Origin of the sequence: Bizionia hallyeonensis (genome assembly GCF_042657385.1) — a bacterium.
In the GTDB taxonomy this organism is placed as follows: domain Bacteria; phylum Bacteroidota; class Bacteroidia; order Flavobacteriales; family Flavobacteriaceae; genus Algorimicrobium; species Algorimicrobium hallyeonense.
Genome location: NZ_JBHSLA010000004.1, coordinates 64,835 through 84,340, shown reverse-complemented (window position 1 = coordinate 84,340; position 19,506 = coordinate 64,835). Strand labels below are relative to the sequence as shown.

20 protein-coding genes are annotated in these 19,506 nt (G+C 34.4%); 5 read left to right on the top strand and 15 right to left on the bottom strand.

The window, feature by feature from the left end:
• Positions 1–47: 47 nt before the first annotated feature.
• The 4 genes from accC to ACFPH8_RS10955 form a co-directional block, all read right to left on the bottom strand.
• A complete protein-coding gene (accC, locus tag ACFPH8_RS10970; RefSeq protein ID WP_376860915.1) occupies positions 48–1,490 on the bottom strand; it encodes an acetyl-CoA carboxylase biotin carboxylase subunit in 1,443 nt (480 codons plus the stop codon).
• Between the two features lie 107 nt (positions 1,491–1,597).
• On the bottom strand, positions 1,598–2,083 hold the full coding sequence (locus ACFPH8_RS10965) for an acyl-CoA carboxylase biotin carboxyl carrier protein subunit (RefSeq protein ID WP_376860914.1): 486 nt from the start codon (positions 2,081–2,083) through the stop codon (positions 1,598–1,600).
• A gap of 68 nt (positions 2,084–2,151) precedes the next feature.
• Positions 2,152–2,823, bottom strand: a complete 672-nt coding sequence (locus ACFPH8_RS10960) for a PrsW family intramembrane metalloprotease (protein ID WP_376860912.1) — start codon at positions 2,821–2,823, stop codon at positions 2,152–2,154.
• Between the two features lie 27 nt (positions 2,824–2,850).
• Complete coding sequence (locus tag ACFPH8_RS10955) at positions 2,851–3,402, bottom strand: NUDIX hydrolase (protein WP_376860910.1); 552 nt, start codon at positions 3,400–3,402, stop codon at positions 2,851–2,853.
• A 34-nt stretch (positions 3,403–3,436) separates the two neighbouring features.
• Between ACFPH8_RS10955 and ACFPH8_RS10950 the strand changes: the two genes are divergently transcribed.
• Positions 3,437–5,878, top strand: coding sequence for a penicillin acylase family protein (locus ACFPH8_RS10950; protein ID WP_376860908.1), 2,442 nt, complete (start codon positions 3,437–3,439; stop codon positions 5,876–5,878).
• Positions 5,879–6,022: 144 nt separating this feature from the next.
• Here the strand turns inward: ACFPH8_RS10950 and ACFPH8_RS10945 are convergent, their stop codons facing one another.
• Positions 6,023–7,111 carry a M42 family metallopeptidase gene (locus ACFPH8_RS10945; RefSeq protein ID WP_376860906.1) on the bottom strand — a complete coding sequence of 363 codons (1,089 nt, stop codon included), beginning with the start codon at positions 7,109–7,111 and terminating at the stop codon, positions 6,023–6,025.
• A gap of 114 nt (positions 7,112–7,225) precedes the next feature.
• On the opposite strand from ACFPH8_RS10945, the gene ACFPH8_RS10940 reads away from it, so the two are divergent.
• Both ACFPH8_RS10940 and trhA read left to right on the top strand, forming a co-directional pair.
• Positions 7,226–7,903 carry a DUF4294 domain-containing protein gene (locus tag ACFPH8_RS10940; RefSeq protein ID WP_376860904.1) on the top strand — a complete coding sequence of 226 codons (678 nt, stop codon included), beginning with the start codon at positions 7,226–7,228 and terminating at the stop codon, positions 7,901–7,903.
• The gene (gene trhA / locus ACFPH8_RS10935) at positions 7,903–8,529 is read left to right on the top strand and encodes a PAQR family membrane homeostasis protein TrhA (RefSeq protein ID WP_376860902.1); all 627 of its coding nucleotides are present in this window, start codon (positions 7,903–7,905) and stop codon (positions 8,527–8,529) included. Before ACFPH8_RS10940 ends, trhA begins: the two co-directional genes overlap by 1 nt.
• Positions 8,530–8,541: 12 nt before the next feature.
• Here trhA and ACFPH8_RS10930 read toward each other — a convergent pair whose 3' ends face one another.
• The 4 genes from ACFPH8_RS10930 to ACFPH8_RS10915 all read right to left on the bottom strand — a co-directional run bounded on the left by ACFPH8_RS10930 (position 8,542) and on the right by ACFPH8_RS10915 (position 11,209).
• Complete coding sequence (locus ACFPH8_RS10930; protein WP_376860901.1) at positions 8,542–9,156, bottom strand: MarC family protein; 615 nt, start codon at positions 9,154–9,156, stop codon at positions 8,542–8,544.
• A 213-nt stretch (positions 9,157–9,369) separates the two neighbouring features.
• Positions 9,370–9,798, bottom strand: a complete 429-nt coding sequence (locus ACFPH8_RS10925; RefSeq protein ID WP_248399103.1) for a DUF4268 domain-containing protein — start codon at positions 9,796–9,798, stop codon at positions 9,370–9,372.
• Between the two features lie 8 nt (positions 9,799–9,806).
• Positions 9,807–10,481 carry a ZIP family metal transporter gene (locus ACFPH8_RS10920; protein WP_376860898.1) on the bottom strand — a complete coding sequence of 225 codons (675 nt, stop codon included), beginning with the start codon at positions 10,479–10,481 and terminating at the stop codon, positions 9,807–9,809.
• Positions 10,481–11,209 (bottom strand): class I SAM-dependent methyltransferase, encoded by a 729-nt coding sequence (locus ACFPH8_RS10915; RefSeq protein WP_376860896.1) that lies wholly within the window; start codon positions 11,207–11,209, stop codon positions 10,481–10,483. The genes ACFPH8_RS10920 and ACFPH8_RS10915 overlap by 1 nt, the downstream gene beginning before the upstream one ends.
• A 131-nt stretch (positions 11,210–11,340) precedes the next feature.
• Between ACFPH8_RS10915 and ACFPH8_RS10910 the strand changes: the two genes are divergently transcribed.
• Positions 11,341–12,504, top strand: a complete 1,164-nt coding sequence (locus tag ACFPH8_RS10910) for a THUMP domain-containing class I SAM-dependent RNA methyltransferase (protein WP_376860894.1) — start codon at positions 11,341–11,343, stop codon at positions 12,502–12,504.
• Between the two features lie 269 nt (positions 12,505–12,773).
• On the opposite strand, the gene ACFPH8_RS10905 is transcribed toward ACFPH8_RS10910, so the two are convergent.
• Genes ACFPH8_RS10905 through rlmD form a run of 3 tightly spaced genes read right to left on the bottom strand, consistent with a single transcriptional unit; the run spans position 12,774 to position 15,437 of the window.
• Positions 12,774–13,511 carry a DUF6048 family protein gene (locus ACFPH8_RS10905; RefSeq protein ID WP_376860892.1) on the bottom strand — a complete coding sequence of 246 codons (738 nt, stop codon included), beginning with the start codon at positions 13,509–13,511 and terminating at the stop codon, positions 12,774–12,776.
• A complete protein-coding gene (locus ACFPH8_RS10900) occupies positions 13,477–14,019 on the bottom strand; it encodes a DUF6452 family protein (protein WP_376860890.1) in 543 nt (180 codons plus the stop codon). Before ACFPH8_RS10900 ends, ACFPH8_RS10905 begins: the two co-directional genes overlap by 35 nt.
• Positions 14,020–14,024: 5 nt before the next feature.
• Positions 14,025–15,437, bottom strand: coding sequence for a 23S rRNA (uracil(1939)-C(5))-methyltransferase RlmD (gene rlmD / locus ACFPH8_RS10895; RefSeq protein WP_376860888.1), 1,413 nt, complete (start codon positions 15,435–15,437; stop codon positions 14,025–14,027).
• A gap of 199 nt (positions 15,438–15,636) precedes the next feature.
• Here rlmD and rocD point away from each other — a divergent pair, with 199 nt between their 5' ends.
• On the top strand, positions 15,637–16,920 hold the full coding sequence (rocD, locus tag ACFPH8_RS10890) for an ornithine--oxo-acid transaminase (protein ID WP_376860886.1): 1,284 nt from the start codon (positions 15,637–15,639) through the stop codon (positions 16,918–16,920).
• Between the two features lie 75 nt (positions 16,921–16,995).
• Here the strand turns inward: rocD and ACFPH8_RS10885 are convergent, their stop codons facing one another.
• The 3 genes from ACFPH8_RS10885 to ACFPH8_RS10875 are packed head-to-tail and all read right to left on the bottom strand — an operon-like array spanning position 16,996 to position 19,504.
• On the bottom strand, positions 16,996–17,334 hold the full coding sequence (locus ACFPH8_RS10885; protein WP_248399119.1) for a CCC motif membrane protein: 339 nt from the start codon (positions 17,332–17,334) through the stop codon (positions 16,996–16,998).
• Between the two features lie 9 nt (positions 17,335–17,343).
• Entirely contained in the window at positions 17,344–17,628 is a 285-nt protein-coding gene (locus ACFPH8_RS10880; RefSeq protein ID WP_376860884.1) for a DUF2752 domain-containing protein, read from the bottom strand.
• Positions 17,629–17,677: 49 nt separating this feature from the next.
• Entirely contained in the window at positions 17,678–19,504 is a 1,827-nt protein-coding gene (locus ACFPH8_RS10875; protein WP_376860882.1) for a T9SS type A sorting domain-containing protein, read from the bottom strand.
• Between the last annotated feature and the right edge of the window lie 2 nt (positions 19,505–19,506).

The window sequence follows — 19,506 nt, the reverse complement described above, 5'->3', positions numbered from 1 at the left end:
GTTATTTACTCGTTGTTCATTGGAAACTATTATTACACGTTTGGAAGTTACTTTAAGGGTAATCGTAGTAATTTCTGTTCTTCCAAATACTGTTTTACGGCAATCATAGCGGCCATTTTTGCTTCAGCTTCTTGACTTTCTTTTAGTGCTTCTGGCGAATAAAAGTTTTTTACAAAATGCGTATCGAAATTTCCGGAACGAAACGCTTCATGTTTGCAAACAAATGATCCAAAAGGTAAGGTTGTTTCTATACCTTCAATATGATAATCTGCAATGGCAGAAATCATGAGCTCTATAGCTTCTTCACGTGTTTTCCCGTAGGTAATGAGTTTAGCGAGCATGGGATCATAATAAATTGGGATATCCATACCTTCTTCAAAACCGTTATCCACACGAATGTTTTTGCCAACAGGTAATTTATAAACTTCAAGGTTTCCAACGCTTGGTAAAAAATCGTTTAAAGGATCTTCAGCATAGACGCGTAATTCTAATGCGTGACCGTTTATTTTTAAATCCGTTTGAGTGATTGGTAAAACTTCACCTCGCGCTACACGAATTTGTAATTCCACTAAATCGGTATCAGTGATTAATTCAGTAACCGGATGTTCTACTTGCAACCGTGTATTCATTTCTAGAAAATAGAAATTATGATCGTCATCCAATAGAAATTCAACCGTTCCCGCACCAAGATAATCGCAGGCCTTGGCAACTTTTATTGCTGCTTCTCCCATTTCCTGTCGTAATTCAGGTGATAATACGGATGACGGTGCTTCTTCCACTACTTTTTGATGACGACGTTGAATACTGCATTCGCGTTCAAACAGATGAATATTATTTCCATGAGCATCGGCCATAATCTGAATTTCAATATGGCGCGGTGAGGTAACATACTTTTCAATAAACACAGAACCATCACCAAAAGCAGAGGTTGCTTCACTAATGGCACGATTCATTTGGGACTCGAAATTTTCTTCTTTTTCAACGATACGCATGCCTTTTCCTCCACCACCGGCAGACGCTTTAATTAGAATAGGAAATCCAATTTCTTTAGCTATTTTTTTAGCCTCTGGAATATCTGTTATAGCTTCTTCAGTTCCAGGAACCATAGGGATATTGTAGTGTTTCACAGCTTCTTTGGCTGCTAATTTACTACCCATAATTTTTATGGCTTTAGATTTTGGTCCAATAAAAATGATGTTATTAGCCTCGCATGATTCAGCAAATTCGGCATTTTCTGAAAGAAATCCATATCCTGGATGAATAGCATCTACATTGAGGCTTTTTGCAACTTCAATAATTTTATCCCCTAATAAATAGGATTGGTTAGAAGGTGCTTCGCCTATTAAAACAGCTTCATCTGCATATTTTACGTGAGGCGCATTTCGGTCTATAGTTGAGTAAATAGCCACCGTTTTAATGCCCATTTTTTTTGCTGTTCGCATGACACGAATAGCAATTTCACCACGATTTGCAATTAGTATTTTTTTCATCGATAAATTTATTATCGTTCCTGAAGAAACAGGAATCTTATTTTTTATTACGTATTCCCTGAAGGGATTATACTTTTTTCAAGCGAACAACATGAACGCTTTAAAGTTTAGTCAAATTCTATTAATAGTTGATTTTTATCAACGGCATCGCCTTGATTCACGGAAACCGATTTTATAACACCACTTCGCGGTGATGTAATTACGTTTTCCATTTTCATGGCCTCTAAAATAAGTAAGGTATCATCTTCATGGACTTCTTGTCCGACTTTTACCGCTATATCTAAAATTAATCCTGGCATAGGTGCTTTAATATCGTTTACTTGTTTTGAAGCGCCAATTTCGAAACCTAAATCTTTAATAAGCACATCTAAATAATCTTCAATGGCTATTTGATACAGGGTGCCATTAATTTTTATTTGATATTGTTTCGCATTAAAATTACGTTGTATAATTTCAGCTTTATACGATTTGTTTTTGCTTAAAATATGATAGTTATTGGCACTTTCTTGAATACTGTCTAGGGCTTCAATAGACTCCTGTTGTAAATCGAAATCGTAAATGTTGTTAACTTTTGTACGGTAAGTTTGACTCATTAATTTAATTTTAGAAGTGTAAATATAAGGAATATGAACCGTTTTGTTCAAACGGTTTTTAGATTTAACTAGAGTTTAAAATGCGAATTGTTTTGATGACGTTTAATGGCATTTCGGGATAAAACCAGACCAATAAATAAGGATACAAAAGCGCCAACCCAAATACCAGGTATAAAATCGATAAACAGGAAAAAATCATAAGCACCATGAAAGATAATAGCGAGCATCAAACCAAATATGTTTAGCAATCTTTTATTTTTTGAAAACTTGGCTTTCCCCATATAATATCCCATTAATATCCCAAAGGTTGCATGAGCTGGAATGGCCGTAAAGGCTCGTAAAAACGCTGCTTCAAAACCGCCTTCCAATACATACATAATGTTTTCAGTAGCCGCAAATCCCATGGAAACCATTACGGCATATACAATCCCATCAAAAGGTTCGTTAAAAGCATCTTTTGGTTGGGCATAATAACGAACGATAATATATTTGCTAAATTCTTCTGTTAAACCAACGACAAAAAAGGCTCTTATAAACATATGAAGAACACTTGCTTTATCTAGGAAGAAGTAATAATCAAATAAAATATATAATATTGTTGTTAAAATTACACTAACAAATGCACCGAAAAGAAAGGAGTAGAAGAGTAGGAGCTTCGGCTCTTTCTCATACTTATCTTTTAAATAAATATAGAGGATGATGATGCAAACAGGCGCAATGGCAACTAGGAATAGATTCATGGTTGAAAAGTAAATAAAAATTGGGACTTACAGCGTGAACGATGTTATGGCTTTTAAAACCGTTTCATAATATCCAACATTTGTAACCACGAAATAACCATTGGTCTCACTTTGTTCTAAAAGGGATTTAAACTGATTAAGCGTTACTAATTGCAAGGCTTCAACTTCGCCAGGTTGGGGTATTAAATTTTCCATTGAAACTTGTAATTTCACTAAAAAGGTATGGTGAAATTCATTATCAATTATCCCATTTTCATAGCTTTGAAAACAAGGAAAAACACCAATTTTATGCAAATCCGTTTCGGAAATTGTCAGGCCTATTTCTTCTTGAATTTCACGGACTGCAGCTTGTTCAATGGTTTCGCCAGCGTCTACATGTCCAGCAACGGAAACATCCCAAAGCAATGGGTAAATAGCTTTACTTGCTGCACGTTGTGCTAATAGTATCTGGCCATCTTCTGTATAAAACCAAATATGTGCTGTATTGTGGTAATAGCCTTTACTGTGAATTTCCGATTTTAATGCGGTTTTTCTAGTTGGTTCTCCGGTTTTGGTAACAATGTCAATATTTTCTTCCATGTACTAATTGGTTTTCAAACTAGGAGCAAATTTAATGAAGATAAACACAAAAGGTATTATATTTACAGATTACCTCTATACATCCAAATTTATTATGATTAAAAAGATTTTAAAAGTATTAGTTTTTTTAGTACTCCTTATTTTAATTAGTGGTTTTGTCTATACGCGTTATCAAAAACCAACCTATTCTGGCGCCATTGATTTAAAAAACATTTCGGAAGGTACAGAAGCTTATTTTGATGCCTATGGAATTCCGCATATTTATGCCAATAATAATTTAGATGCTATGACTGCTTTAGGGTATCTACATGCCCAGGATAGATTATGGCAAATGGAGTTAATGAAGCGGATTGCTCCAGGTAATTTGTCGGAGATTTTAGGCGAAAAATTAATTCAAACCGATAAATTTTTTAAAACATTATCTGTTGATGAAGCTACCGAAGTAGCCATAAACAAACTCGATAAAACAGGTAATCCCTATTTAGAAGCTATGGCTTATTTAGATGGTGTTAATCAATTTATAGACGAGGGACCAACACCCATAGAATTTACTTTGGCGGGCGTAGAAAAAGAACATTTTACTTTGACTGATATCTATAATGTATTTGGGTATATGGCATTTAGTTTTGCACAAGCTCAAAAAACAGATCCTGTAATTACCAATATCAAGCAAAAGTTAGGTGATGATTATCTTCTAGATCTAGATGTTTTGCCTAATAGTCAAACAACCCTTATAAAGAATAGTGTAGAACTCCCTGAAACGGTTTTGGATGACATAGCACAAAACATCCAATCTGTCACAGAAAACCTGCCAATTCCGTTATTTATAGGAAGTAATAGTTGGGTTATTTCGCCAAATAAAACCAAGTCTGGTCGTGTTATTTTAGCCAACGATCCACATATTGCTTATGCGCAACCTGCGGTTTGGTATGAAGCCCATATTACAACACCTAACCGAGAAATTTACGGGTATTATTTAGCTGGAATTCCGTTTCCTGTTTTAGGTCATAATAGAAACTATGCCTATGGAATTACCATGTTTGAAAACGATGATATAGATTTTTACAAAGAAGAAAATCATCCAACAGACTCCACGCTTTATAAAACAGCAGATGGTTATAAAAAATATGCCAATACGACTAAAACTATTCAGGTGAAGGATCAAGACCCCATTGATTTGGTGGTCAAAAAATCCTATCACGGACCGATAATGACTGATATTCAAGATGAAATTACTGGAGATAGTCCCATTGCCATTCAATGGGTTTATACTCAATTAGACAATAATCTTCTTGACGCTATTTATAAAATTTCGCATGCCAAAAACATGAGTGAAGCCAAAGCAGGTGCTTCTTTAATTCATGCACCAGGTTTAAATATCATGTACGGCGATGCCAAAGGTAACGTAGCATGGTGGGCAACAGGTAAGCTTTATAAACATAAGCCTCACGTGAATCCGAAGTTTATTTTAAATGGCGCATCTGGTGAAGATGATCCTATTGAATATTTAGATTTCAAGGACAACCCTATGGCTGAAAATCCCAATTGGGGCTATGTGTATTCAGCTAATAATCAACCAGACTCTACTGCAAATATGTTATATCCGGGTTACTATTTGCCTGAAAACAGAGCCAAACGTATTGTTGAATTATTGGATCCAAAAAATGATTGGGATATGGAAAGTACTTCCAATATGATGAATGATGTTACATCACCAGTTCATTTAAACATCATTGCGCATGTATCGAATTATATTTCAAATTCGGATTTAAACGAACAAGAAATGGCCGCTTTAGATGTTTTAAAAAGTTGGAAAGGAAATAGTAATACGAATGAAGTAGCACCAACCATTTACACCAAATTTATCTTTCGTTATTTAGAAAATACCTATAAGGATGAATTAGGCGAAACACTTTTTAATCAATTATTAAAAACCCATTTGTTAAAGAGAACCATTATTAAGCAGCTCGTTAATGATAGTTCTATATGGTGGAATAATATAGCAACGAATACCACAGAAACCAAAAGCGCTATTTTAACACAATCCTTAAAAGAAACAGTGGCGGCTTTAGATGCGCAACTAGGAACCGATATGAAGGCTTGGACGTGGGGAAAGGTGCATACTTTAGAACACAATCATGCTTTAAGTGCTGTTGAAGCCTTAAAACCACTTTTTAATGTTGGTCCATTTCCTGCGGAAGGCAATAAAGAAGTTATAAATAATATATTATTTGACTATACCGATTCTGGTTTGTATGAAGCAAAAGGCGGTCCTTCTACACGCCGTATTATAGATTTTTCCGATGTGGAAAACAGTATGAGTATACTACCAACCGGTCAATCTGGAAACCCGTTTAGTGAACATTATTCAGACCAAGCAGATATGTATATTAATGGGGAATTTAGAAAAATGCTACTAAATAAAGAGGAGATAATAGAGCAATCCAGAAAAATTGAATTTGTGCCAGCAAAATAAAACAGGTCAAAAAGTCGTACTAGTTGGTATTTGTTTATAATTTGTCAAACTGAACGAAGTCGAGGTTTTATTATTTGCTAATATTTCGACTTCGCTCAAGGTGACATTGAGGGCTACATAGCTTATTCTATGCTTTAAAGCTTCTTATTTAAAATACGAATACGTTTCGCCTTCTTTCATTTTTAATAATGTTTCATAAATCATTTTAATAACATTTTCAACATCGTCTTTATGAACCATTTCCACAGTGGTATGCATATAACGCAGCGGTAATGAAATTAGAGCAGAAGGCACACCACCATTGCTATACGCAAAGGCATCTGTATCTGTTCCTGTTGCTCTAGAGAGTGCAGCACGTTGAAACGGAATCTTTTTCTCTTCAGCCGTTTCCGTAATTAAATCCCGCAGTTTTTGTTGAACAGCTGGAGCATACGCAATAACAGGACCAAGACCCATTTCCACATATCCTTCTTTTTTCTGTTCAATCATTGGTGTTGTTGTGTCATGGGTAACATCGGTTACAATAGCCACATTAGGTTTTATAGTTTGAGTAATCATTTCAGCACCACGTAAACCAATTTCTTCTTGAACCGAGTTGGTAATATATAAACCAAAAGGTAGTGTTTTCTTATTTTCTTTTAAAAGCCTCGCTACTTCTGCAATCATAAATCCACCCATACGGTTATCTAAAGCACGACAAACAAATTTATCGTTGTTTAGGATATGAAATTCATCCGGGTAAGTAATAACACAACCGACATGGATGTCCATTTTTTCCACTTCTGCTTTGTCTTTTGCACCCACATCAATACAAATATTATCAGGTTTTGGTGCCTCTTCTTTGGATTTGTTTCTGGTATGAATTGCAGGCCATCCAAAAACGCCTTTTACAATACCATTCTTCGTGTGAATATTAACCACCTTACTTGGTGCAATTTGATGATCGCTACCACCATTACGAACTACATAAATTAATCCATTATCTGAAATGTAATTTACATACCAAGAAATTTCATCCGCATGACCTTCAATCACAACTTTGTATTTGGCTTTCGGGTTAATAACACCAACTGCTGTACCGTAGGTATCGGTAATAAACTCATCTACATACGGTTTTAGGTAGTCCATCCATATTTTCTGACCTTCCCATTCGTAACCCGTAGGAGCTGCATTATTTAAATATGTCTCTAGAAAGTCCATAGACTTTTTATTTAATATACTCTTTTTTGCCATCTGTATAATTTTTGCACTAAAATAACAATATTAATAGTATTTTAAGGTTAAAGGGTTTTTAAATTATTAATTTTACACTTCCAATTTGGAACGATTTTGGATTCATTTTAAGCTATGAAAGTAATTGTCTACTTATTTTTAGTTTTTCCCATGATGCTTTTTGCTCAAATAGAGGAGGAGGTGCAGGACTCTACAGACGTTTTTTACATCTTGGTTGAAGGCGATTCTATTCCTAAAACCGCTATTAATTTAAATGAAGTCATGTTGCTTCATCGTTTAAAATTTAATAGTAATGAAGATCGGAAACGCTATTTAGTTATCAGACGAAAAACTGTTAAAGTCTATCCGTATGCTAAACTAGCAGCCGAACGTTTGGAGTCTTTAAACGAACGCTTAAATAGCTTGGAACGTGAAAGTGAAAAGCGACGCTATGCTAAATTAATTCAGAAATATATTGAAGATGAATTTTCAGCCGAATTGAAAAAACTTACCAAGACCGAAGGACAAATTCTTGTAAAATTAATTCATAGACAAACAGGGGTAACTACATTCGATTTAATAAAAGATTTACGCAGTGGTTGGCGCGCCTTTTGGTTTAATAATACGGCCTTACTTTTTAATATTTCTCTTAAAGAAGAATTTGATCCTTGGAATGTAAAAGAAGATTATTTAATTGAAGATGTTCTAGAGCGTAATTTCCAAAGTGGCCGTTTGGAACGTCAAGAATCTGCTTTAGATTTTGATTTTTTTGAATTAACCAACAAATGGCTCAAAACCAAAGAAATGCCCTAATGCGCGTACAAACTCCCTTTGAAGAACGTTTAAATAGTTTAACTCATGCGTTTGGCGCACTTACAGGTATTGCCGCTTTAGTGTTGTTAATACTGTTTAATTCCGGTAAAACGGACTACAGTTTATTTAGCGTTATAGTTTATGGGATAACCTTAATTTTATTGTTTAGTTCTTCTACTTTGTATCATTTTGTACAATCTGATAAGCCCAAACATTATTTCCGTATTCTAGACCATATAAGTATTTACTTTTTAATAGCCGGAACCTATACCCCTGTTGCCTTAATAACACTGGAAGCCAGCAAAGGTTGGCATTTATTTTGGACCGTATGGGGTATAACAGCACTTGGACTCGTTCTAAAAGTGTTTTTTACAGGACGATTTGAATTCTTTTCCGTTTTACTTTATTTGTTAATGGGATGGCTTGTTATTTTTGATTTCAGCTATTTATCCGAAAATTTAGGTACTACAGGACTTTTTTGGTTATTTGCAGGGGGCTTTGCTTATACAGCTGGTATTTTATTTTATGCTATTGATAAAATAAAATTCAACCACGTAATCTGGCATCTTTTTGTATTAGCTGGTGCCATTTGCCATTTTATAATGGTCTTTTTTTATGTGATTTAGGGCAAATTGTTACTACAAGTTAAAAGAAATTTTAATACCTTCAATAATCATGCTTGTACCAATTATGGCAATGATTAAACCCATGATTTTTCCGACAACAGAAATGACATTATGACCAATTTTCCGAACTATATAATCGCTTAAACGAAAAGTGATAAATGTTAATAAACACATTAATGCGAAAATTAATATTACCAAGCCTATTTTTAGATAGTTGGCATCAGATACAAAGTTCATAGCGGTAACAATAGTTCCAGGCCCAGCCAAAATAGGAATAGCTAAAGGTGAAATTGCTATGTTTTCATCAATATGGGTGTTTTTTAAATTCTTGATGCTTGATTTTTTCGATTGAAGCATATCAAATCCTACATAAAAAATTAAAATACCACCTGTAATTTTAAAGGCAGGAATAGTAATTCCAAATAACTCAAAAATGGTTTTACCAAGAATAACAAAAATAGCCACAATAATAAAAGCAATTAAAACGGCACGTTTACTAATACGTAACTTGGTTTCCTTATCGGCATTTCCAACCAGAGATAGAAAAATAGGTAAATTTGAAATTGGATTCATAATAGCAAAGAATCCTGTAAATACCGTTATTGAAAAAGTAACAAGGTGGTCCATTATCTGATAATAATTAAAAATTATTTCGTCTCTATAAATTTCATTTTGAGACTTGATTTTTTAAGGCTGCAAAGGTAGGAAATCAACGCGATATAATTGGCTGAATATCACGTTTTAAATTTTAATTTTCAGGATTCATTAAAAGGTGTCAATCCACCTTGTTTTATAATGGTTGGGGAAAGAGGCAGAATTTGAGTTTTGTAAAAAAAAAGATTAAGGCGTAATAACGTCTCTATAATCCTCAAAAAAGGATTCAAATTTACTCATGGTATCATTTAAAAAAACCATTACGTCTTGCCAGGTATTTTTGTTATGAATGGATACTTTTTGTTCTAAAGGCACATAAATTCGGGAGATTTCTTTGCCGTTTTCTAAATAGTATTCTTCTTCAAAAATAGCTAATGGTAAATAATCATCTTTTAATATGGTTTTTAACGCCTCTAATTTTTCCCAAATATTGATGCGGTTCTCTAAATCATCTTCCAAATCTATTGAAACCATGGCGTGTTTCGTATCAAAATGAAATTTAAAACTCATCCCTTTTATTTTTGTATCATACAAGATCCATTTTCTAGGAAAGGATTTCCCAAAACTGGTCCAGAATAATTGGCGGAGTTGTCTAGATTCTTCTTTTGAAAACATAAAAACTATTAAATCATGTAAGCTGCAGCAATACCTAAAACGATTGCTATTAACTTGGTGAGATTAAATTTATGACCTTCACCACTTTCAAATAAAATGGTTGTTGAAATGTGCAAAAAGATACCAATTACAATAGCATTAATAGCACTAATGTAATGCGTTGCAATATTGGCGTGATTCGAAATGTAAGTTCCCAAAGGTGTCATAGCAGCAAAAATTATTAAGAAGGCAATGACTTGGAATTTAGTAGCTTTTGAATGGATTAAAAAACCCGTAATAACCGTAGCAATTGGAATTTTATGAACAAGAACGCCATACACCATATCATTGTGTTCATGGATTGGAAAACCTTCTAAAAAGCTATGAATACATAAACTTATAAATAATGCCCAAGGAAACGAGTCATCATGCGTATGGACATGAACGTGACCATGTTCTGCACCTTTGGAAAAGAATTCTAAAATGATTTGAATCAGAATTCCAAACATTATATAGAGTCCAGTTTCCTTGGCATCTAGATGATGATATACTTCGGGTAATAATTCAAAAAGCGTTAGAGCTAATAAAAAGGCACCACTAAAAGCAAGTAGCAATTTAAAGTTAAAATAGGCTTTTTTGCGTGTTAAAATAACCAAGGCCGCTCCAATAATAACGGCTAATATGGGTAATAAATAGTGTAACATTACTTAAAAATCATAATTAAACGTTCAGACGTGTTTTTATTGAATTTATTTAATTTATAATCCCCAAAAATATCTAATAAATAAACACCTGCTTGATCAAATAATTCTTGAAAATCATCCAAAGTAAACGCCCGAACACGTTCTTGAAATTGATAATTTTCTCCCGCATCTTCAAACTGAATGTCTTTTATAATATAGCCATCTTGGACATAACGTTTTAAATGAAACTCAATTCCCTCAACTGTTTTTGTTTCTTCCGGAACTAAATTTTCAATAACAAAATCACAATTCATAAAATCTATAACTCCAAATCCGGTTTCATTTAAATCCGCTTGAATAGCTTTAATGGTTCTTAAGTTATCCGCTTCATTTTCAAAATATCCAAAACTAGTAAACAAATTAAAAACAGCATCAAACTGCTTTTTAAAAGGTTTACACATATCATGTACTTGAAAATTTAAGGTTTCATTTTCAAATTGTTTCGCGTGTTCTATGCTGTTTTCAGATAAATCGGCACCTGTAACACGATAACCTAATGAGTTTAAATATATAGCATGGCGGCCCTTTCCACATGCTAAATCTAAAATTTCACCATCTTCTGGCAGATTTAAATAATTGGTTAAGGTATCCATAAATAGCTGTGCTTCGCTATTATCTCTATCTTTATAGAGTATGTGATAATATGGTGTGTCAAACCATGAAGCAAACCATTGCGATGTGTTTTCCATAGAAGTTTTCCCAATGCTGGGATTTGATCTTTTAATCGTTATTTAGTCACCCAAAAATATGTCTTTGTTGAGTAAAGTCTGTTGTCTTGCCACAAAAATACTGTATTTTTGCAATCTATTTAATGTCTGCAATGGAGAATAATTATAAAATGGTTGCCAAAACCTTATTTGGCTTTGAAGATTTATTAGAAAAAGAACTACTGCAACTGGGAGCTACTGATATCCAGAAGGGGACTAGGATGGTTGGTTTTACTGGTGATAAAGGTTTTATGTACAAAGCTAATTTAGGTTTGCGTACGGCTATAAAAATATTAAAACCCATAAATAATTTTCGGATTAAAGATGAACAAGACCTGTATGACCAAGTTTATAAAATGGATTGGAGTCAGTATATGAAATCTAGTGGTACTTTAGCTATTAGTTCTACCGTTCATTCGGAACAATTTACCCATTCGCAATATATTTCTCTAAAAACTAAAGATGCCATTGTGGATAAATTTAGAGACACCACGAATGAACGACCAAATATTGATTTACGGTTTCCTGATTTAAAAGTGAATGTTCATATAGATAGAAATCAATGTACCATTTCGTTAGATTCTTCCGGCGAATCTTTACATAAACGTGGCTATAAAACGGCTACAAATATAGCGCCAATAAATGAGGTTTTGGCAGCAGGACTGGTTATGTTATCCGGTTGGGATGGTCAATCGGATTTTATGGACCCCATGTGTGGAAGTGGTACTATTTTGGCTGAAGCTGCTATGATAGCATGTAATATTCCACCAAATTTAATGCGAAAGGAATTTGCCTTTGAACGTTGGAACGATTGGGATGTGGAACTGTTTGAAAAAATTGAAGAATCACTTTTGAAAAAAACACGCGACTTTCATCATAAAATAATAGGTTATGATAAATCGCCTAGTGCCGTGGCAAAAGCCAAGGATAATTTGAAGAATGCCCATTTAGATGAATTTGTAAGTATCAAACATGAGGATTTCTTTAAAACTCAAAAAGCGGGTGATGCCAAACTCCATATGGTTTTCAACCCACCTTATGGAGAACGATTGGATATTGATATGGAAAATTTTTATGCTGCAATTGGAGACACCTTAAAACAAAACTATCCAGGAACTGATGCGTGGTTTATTACATCTAATTTAGATGCTTTAAAACATGTGGGATTACGACCATCCCGGAAAATACATTTAATGAATGCAAAATTAGAATCGCGTTTAGTTAAATATGTCATGTATGAAGGGAGTAAAAAAGCGAAGTATCAAGATCGGGATTAAGTTTGCCTTCTGTTGTTAGGACGTATGACTTTTAACTTAAGTTGAATAAACTCTCGTTTTTCTAACTTTTAATTTGGATTCATAAACTTTGACCTTATATTTCTGGCAAAGTCAAGGAGAGAAAGCTATTGGGGTAATTACAGGAAGTTAATTGTAGAAATTCTGTAATTACGTTTTGGAATTTAGTATTTATTTTCGGGAATTTTTAATCTTTGGAACACTGAACACTGAACACTGAACACTGAACACTGAACACTGAACACTGAACACTATTTTGCTTTCTTGAAAATCGGAATTAAATACGAAATATTATAGCCATAGCCAAAGCCAAAACTCCCGCTATCATAGGTTTTATTGTACCCAGGAATATAGATGTTTTCAAAATTATCGGGTTCGCTTTGCGTAATTATATATTTAAATTGGGCATTAACACCTAAAAACAAGTTGGTAAGAACTTCTACTTTTAAGCCCACAATAAATTCAGCCCATACTGCATTTAGTCCACTAAATTTTTTAGATTCTGACGATGAAAATTGTGGTGCCCAATATTGATTTTGCGAGTACACACCAAAACTATTTAAATCTTGACTAAAATTACTGAATGCCACACGAAAACCACCATACAGTAAATTATTCATACCATACCAGTTTTCGTAAGCGTTATAATCGGCTCCAAGTTTTATGTAAGTTCCGGTGGCTGTAACATCAATATAATCTGTGGTCGTTGTTTTTTCTTCAACACCAAACTCTCCAGCTAAATACCATTTTTTTGTAAATCGGAAATCACTATTTACTTCAAAACCCTTATAGTCATCATCTAAAAATGAACGCAGTAATTTACTGGCATCTCCACCAACACGCAGTCCGTATTTCTCTAGCTGCTTACTACTGTCTTTTAATTTTTTGTTTGAAGGAATGCTATCGTTTTGTGCAAATGAAACTGAACAAAACAGCAAACCAATCAAACATGTTTTAATGATAGATGTTATAGTTTGTGGTGTATTCATTTTCTATTGTTTGATTATCATTTACAGACTGAATAATTTTTATCCATTTGTCTCCATCATCTTCAACGGTTATGGAAATGTTCTTAAAAACCGTTTTAAAACCACATGCTCGGGAAACGTAAACTTCTTCCGTAACGTACGAAATCGTTATTATATCCTCATTACCGGTAATAAAATCATCATCTGGATTATCAGGCGTATTATTATTATTTAACTTGTAATTTTTATATATACTATATGACGTACTGTTCTCTGTTGTTTTTAGTGGAAGTAAAATTACTTGCTTGTCTCGGGTACCATCTAAATCTGGAAGTGTTTCATCGTTACCAATTCCTTGAACACGACATTTAGCAACATTTCTAGGGTTTTGCTGTTCCGGGTTTTCTATGTTATAAAACGAAATCGTTAAACGTGGGGTTGTAACAGTATCTAAGGTACAGATATCATCACGTTCGCAACTCAAAGTGATACAACAAATCAGAACTATTAAGCCAAGTATTTTTTTCATAAGTGTTATCTTCTTTCCAAAAGTACAACATTTTCAACGTGATGCGTTTGGGGAAACATATCCACAGCTTGTGTACGTGTTACTTTATATTGTGCATCCATAAGTTGTAAATCGCGCGCTTGTGTTGCGCTGTTGCAACTAACATAAACTATTTTTTCCGGTGCAATATTTAATATTTGATTAACGACATCTTTATGCATGCCATCGCGTGGTGGATCGGTTATAATAACATCTGGATGACCGTGTGTATTAATAAAATCCTGATTAAAGACGTTTTTCATATCGCCCACATAAAAGTCAACGTTAGCAATGCCATTTAATTGTGCATTAGCTTTGGCAGCTAAAATAGCATCAGGAACAGCCTCAACCCCAACCACTTTATTCGCTTTTTTGGCAACAAATTGCGCAATGGTTCCGGTTCCGGTATATAAATCGTAAACCAATTCGTTTCCTGTTAATCCAGCCAAATCTCTGGTAATTTTATATAATTCATACGCTTGTTCCGAATTGGTTTGATAAAATGATTTGGCGTTGATTTTAAATCGTAAACCTTCCATTTCTTCAAAAATATGATCGTTGCCTTTATAACAAATCACGTCTTGATCGTAAATGGTATCATTGGCTTTTTCGTTCACGACATATTGCAGTGAGGTGATTTCAGGAAAGGTTTCCGCTAAATAATCTAATAGTAATTCACGCTTGATTTTATCTTCTTTAAAAAACTGAATCATCACCATAATATCTCCCGTAGATGATGTTCTAATCATCATAGTTCGCAATAAACCATGTTGATTTCTGGTGTTGAAAAACGCCAACTCATTTGCAATGGCAAACTCCCTAACCGCATTTCTAATGGCGTTGGATGGATCTGCTTGCAGGTGACATTTTTTTATATCTAAAATTTTATCCCACATGCCTGGAATATGGAAGCCTAAAGCATTCCTATCGCCTAAATCTCTATCTGATTGAATTTCTTCCAAGGTTAACCAACGGCTATCGCTAAACGAAAATTCCATTTTATTACGATAAAAGTAGGGGTCTTTACAACCTAAAATAGGGGTAACTTCAGGTAATTCTATATGTCCAATACGTGTTAAGTTATTGGTAACTTCTTTTTGCTTGTAAAATAATTGGTGTTCATAGCCCATATTTTGCCACTTACAGCCACCACAAACGCCAAAATGTTGGCATTCAGGCTCGGTACGTTTTTCGGATAGTTTATGAAAAATAGTTGCTTTACCTTCAAAATAGGCTTTACGCTTTTTAAAGGTTTGCACGTCAACCACATCACCAGGAACCGCATTTGGCATAAAAATGACTTTACCATCTGGTGCTTTCCCTATTACTTTTCCTTTTGCACCAGCATCAACTACTTCGACATTGGTGAATATTTGCTTTCTATTATTTTTTCTTGCCATGCTGCAAAAGTACTTTCTTTTTTCGTAGCAAAAAACATGTGGTAAATATTTTAAGAAACAGGAGATATTTAGTAATTTGCGAGCCCTAGGGATGATTTCTCTCCCACGCTGAATTTTCGTCTCGATTACCATCGGGATTTCGGAAGAATAAAGGTACAGTAGGAATGGTTATTTTATTCAACAACTTAAATTTATTAAAATGGCTATTTTAGACCAAGTAACAACATCGCAACAAGCAATTGATTTAGAAAACAAGTATGGCGCACACAATTACCACCCACTTCCTGTGGTTTTGGCTAAAGGTGAAGGCGTTTATGTTTGGGACGTAGAAGGGAAGAAGTATTATGATTTTCTATCGGCTTATTCCGCAGTAAACCAAGGGCATTGTCACCCTAAAATTGTTAATGCTATGCATAAGCAGGCATCTACATTGGCATTAACGTCCAGAGCATTTCATAATGATATGTTAGGTAAGTATGAGAAATTTGCTTGCGAATTTTTCGGATTCGATAAATTATTACCCATGAACACAGGAGCAGAAGCGGTGGAAACTGCTTTAAAAATCTGTAGAAAATGGGCATACGAAGTAAAAGGAATCGATGAAAATAAAGCAGAGATTATTGTTTGTGAAAATAATTTTCACGGTAGAACAACCACTATTATTTCGTTTTCAAACGACCCAGTTGCGCGTAAAAATTTCGGACCATATACAGACGGATTTATCAAAATTGCCTATGATGATTTAGACGCTTTGGAAAGTGCTTTAAAAGCCAACCCTAATGTTGGTGGATTTTTAGTTGAACCAATTCAAGGTGAAGCTGGTGTTTACGTGCCTGCAGCCGATTATTTAGCAAAAGCAAAAGCACTTTGTGAAAAATACAATGTTTTATTTATTGCAGATGAAGTTCAAACAGGAATTGCTAGAACTGGTCGTTTATTAGCAACTTGTGGAAATTGTAGCTGTGAAGATAAAAACTGTTCTAAAGAGCCAGAAGTAAAACCAGATGTTTTAATTTTAGGTAAAGCCTTGTCTGGTGGTGCCTATCCAGTATCTGCTGTTTTAGCTGATGATGCTATTATGCGTGTTATTCGTCCAGGAAACCACGGAAGTACTTTTGGAGGTAATCCAGTTGCTGCCGCCGTTGCTATTGCTGCTTTAGAAGTAGTGAGAGATGAAAAACTAGCAGAAAATGCTTATAAGCTTGGTGAATTATTCCGCAGTGAATTAAATAAGTTTATTGAAACAAGCTCCATTGTAAGTTTGGTTCGTGGTAAAGGCTTATTAAACGCTATTGTAATTAACGATGATGAAGATAGTGATACTGCCTGGAACATTTGTTTAGCAATGCGTGATAACGGTTTATTAGCGAAGCCTACGCATGGCAATATAATTCGTTTTGCACCACCTTTAGTGATGACAGAAGCGCAATTATTAGACTGTGTCGCTATTATTACCAAAACCCTAAAACAATTTGAAAAGTAAAATTAGTAAACAAACCTATTATTATAAATAAAAAAAAGCGACGTGAGTCGCTTTTTTTTATAGATAAATTAAACATTATTCAACTTGGGCTTGCTGAAACTGTTTCATAGCGTCATCAAATTGTTCCATATAAGCATCCCATCCACCCATTGAAATAATTTGATAGATTGACCAAAGTAAATATAGAATATTGATTATCAATATCACTAATGCAACCGTTTTTGCGGTATTCATGGCATTAACACTTTTTAAATCATAATCATCCGGATTTAATTGTGCTTTTTGAATTTGGCTATGCGCTATAAAAAAGGCAATTCCTGCTAAAATAAAGCCGAAACCGGCAACGCAACAGCATAATAATCCTAAAATAGCCAGCACATAAACTAGTGTTGGATTGAGTCTTTGTTTTTCCATGTGTAAAATTTAAGTAATTAGTTTTAAAGTAAAACTCCCAATTATAACGATTACGGTTGTAATGGCGAGTGTATTAATAATTTTGTTTGAATGTTGAAATTTAAAAAAAATATTGAAAGCTATGAAGATAAATAAGGCAATTAATGGAAAAACGGCTGGATACATTTTGAATGCAGACACTAATTCCCCATGATATAAAAGCGATATGGAACGCTGTAAACCACAGCCCATACAATCAAACCCAAAGATTTGTTTGTTTAAACAGGGTAGCATAAAATCTTCTGGTGAAGACATAACTATTTTAATTTGAATTTAGTCAAAGTTAAAAAAAGCCATGAATATTTTACTTTTTATTTGCAATGATTACTTTTTTATTCAGATGTATTCCAGATTTAAAAGCAACAGAAACCACATACATGCCATCACTAAATTGATTAGTGGAAATAGTGTGCTTTTCGGAAAGCGGCATGTTTTTAATGTCCAAAACCTGTTTTCCAGACACATCATAAACTATAAAATGTTTAATATCACGAAGGTTTGGATTTATTAAATGTATTCGGGATGTTTCATTATTTTGAAAGATGGTAAAATCAGTAAATGCAACATCAGGTATTCCCAATGTTTGAGTAGTAAACGTTATTTCAAAACGCTCTGAATACGTTCCAAGAGGTAAATTAATGTCGTAATTAGATTCTCTTAAATTCACATAAATATCATTTTCTATATCATGAATATAGATAGGTTGACTATCATCAAAATTTTGAATGTCATAAATTCTAAAACGCAAAGGCTGATTAGTTCGTGCTTTAACAATCAATGGAATTCGTAAAGCTTGATCATAACTGAAAGCCTGAATAACATAGGGTTCATTGTTTAATGTCCAATACGCATCCGATGCCAACGGCGTATCACCTTTTCCTTCTAAACCATAATCGAAACCAGGTGTTGCCGAATTGTGAAAATTCATAAGCAGCTGTCGTGTGTATAATTCGTTTTCTGTAAAATCGACATTAATTCGGAACCGTTTAAAATCTGCTGGTACGATATTGAAACCGTCTTCATTATAAGTAGTTTCCGCTATTGAATCGTCGTTATCATCATGCTGATTTCGATAAAAATAGCTATCAATACCAGATTGCTTATAAAACTCACGTTGTGCATTATTGAAAACAATGGTGCCTCCTATTCCGTTACCTTCAATAATAAAACCTTGACTAATTGGAATATAACGACGCGCTACTTTAGAGCCCGTTCCAAACGGCGCGTTTGTTGGTGTGCCATCTAGTAAATAAGTAGTAAATGGCGCATTGGTAAATGAGTCAACACCTCCTGCCGAAATGGTATAAATACCATAACCACCAACATAATCCGATAAATTATGGGAGCTAGCGCCAGGTGCTTGCTCCCAATATTTAAGAGTTCCAGTCATCCGTGTAGCATTGGTAGCGTTGTGAATAAAATCCCGTGCATCTAAAGCGGAAGGGTATGGGTTGCCAACTAATGTTTCTCTGTTGGCATTCAAGGTAACGGTTATATTTCCATTATTTGGTCGTCCTCTAAAATCATATTGTTGGCCTCCACTTGGATTCCCCTTCATAGTAAAACCGTAGCCTGAAGCTAGGGTCCCATTAGGATCGCCTCCAACGGGCAATGAACCACCACCTAAACCAATCCAATCTTCATAGGCGTTAGTCGTAGATGGTAATCCAATAAATGTATATAACCAATAACTCGCAATTTGTGTTGTTGTACCATTATAGCCCGCTACGTACCCAAAAGGTGTGCTGGTAATTGGCGCCGCGGTTTCACGATACATATTATTGTTTGGTCTGAAAGCTGTATTTCCAGCTGCACCAGCGTTAATACCTACAGGAGAACTCCAATAGTTGTAAGCATAGGTATTTGCAGTACCTGTTTGAAAAGCACTTAATCTACCAGCTCCAGAATTACCAACATTGTTGCCTTGTAATAATTGGGCTTCGTTACGTAAGTATATATGGCTGTTGGTGTTTAAGTTAATAGAATTGGTTACATATAATGGTGCATTTGTTCCACTTGTAAAAGCAGTACCATCAACATATACATAGCTACCATTGCTAACAAATAAGTCAGATTGTGAAAATGATAAACCACTAACCGCAAATAGAATTAATGTATATAAATATTTCATGG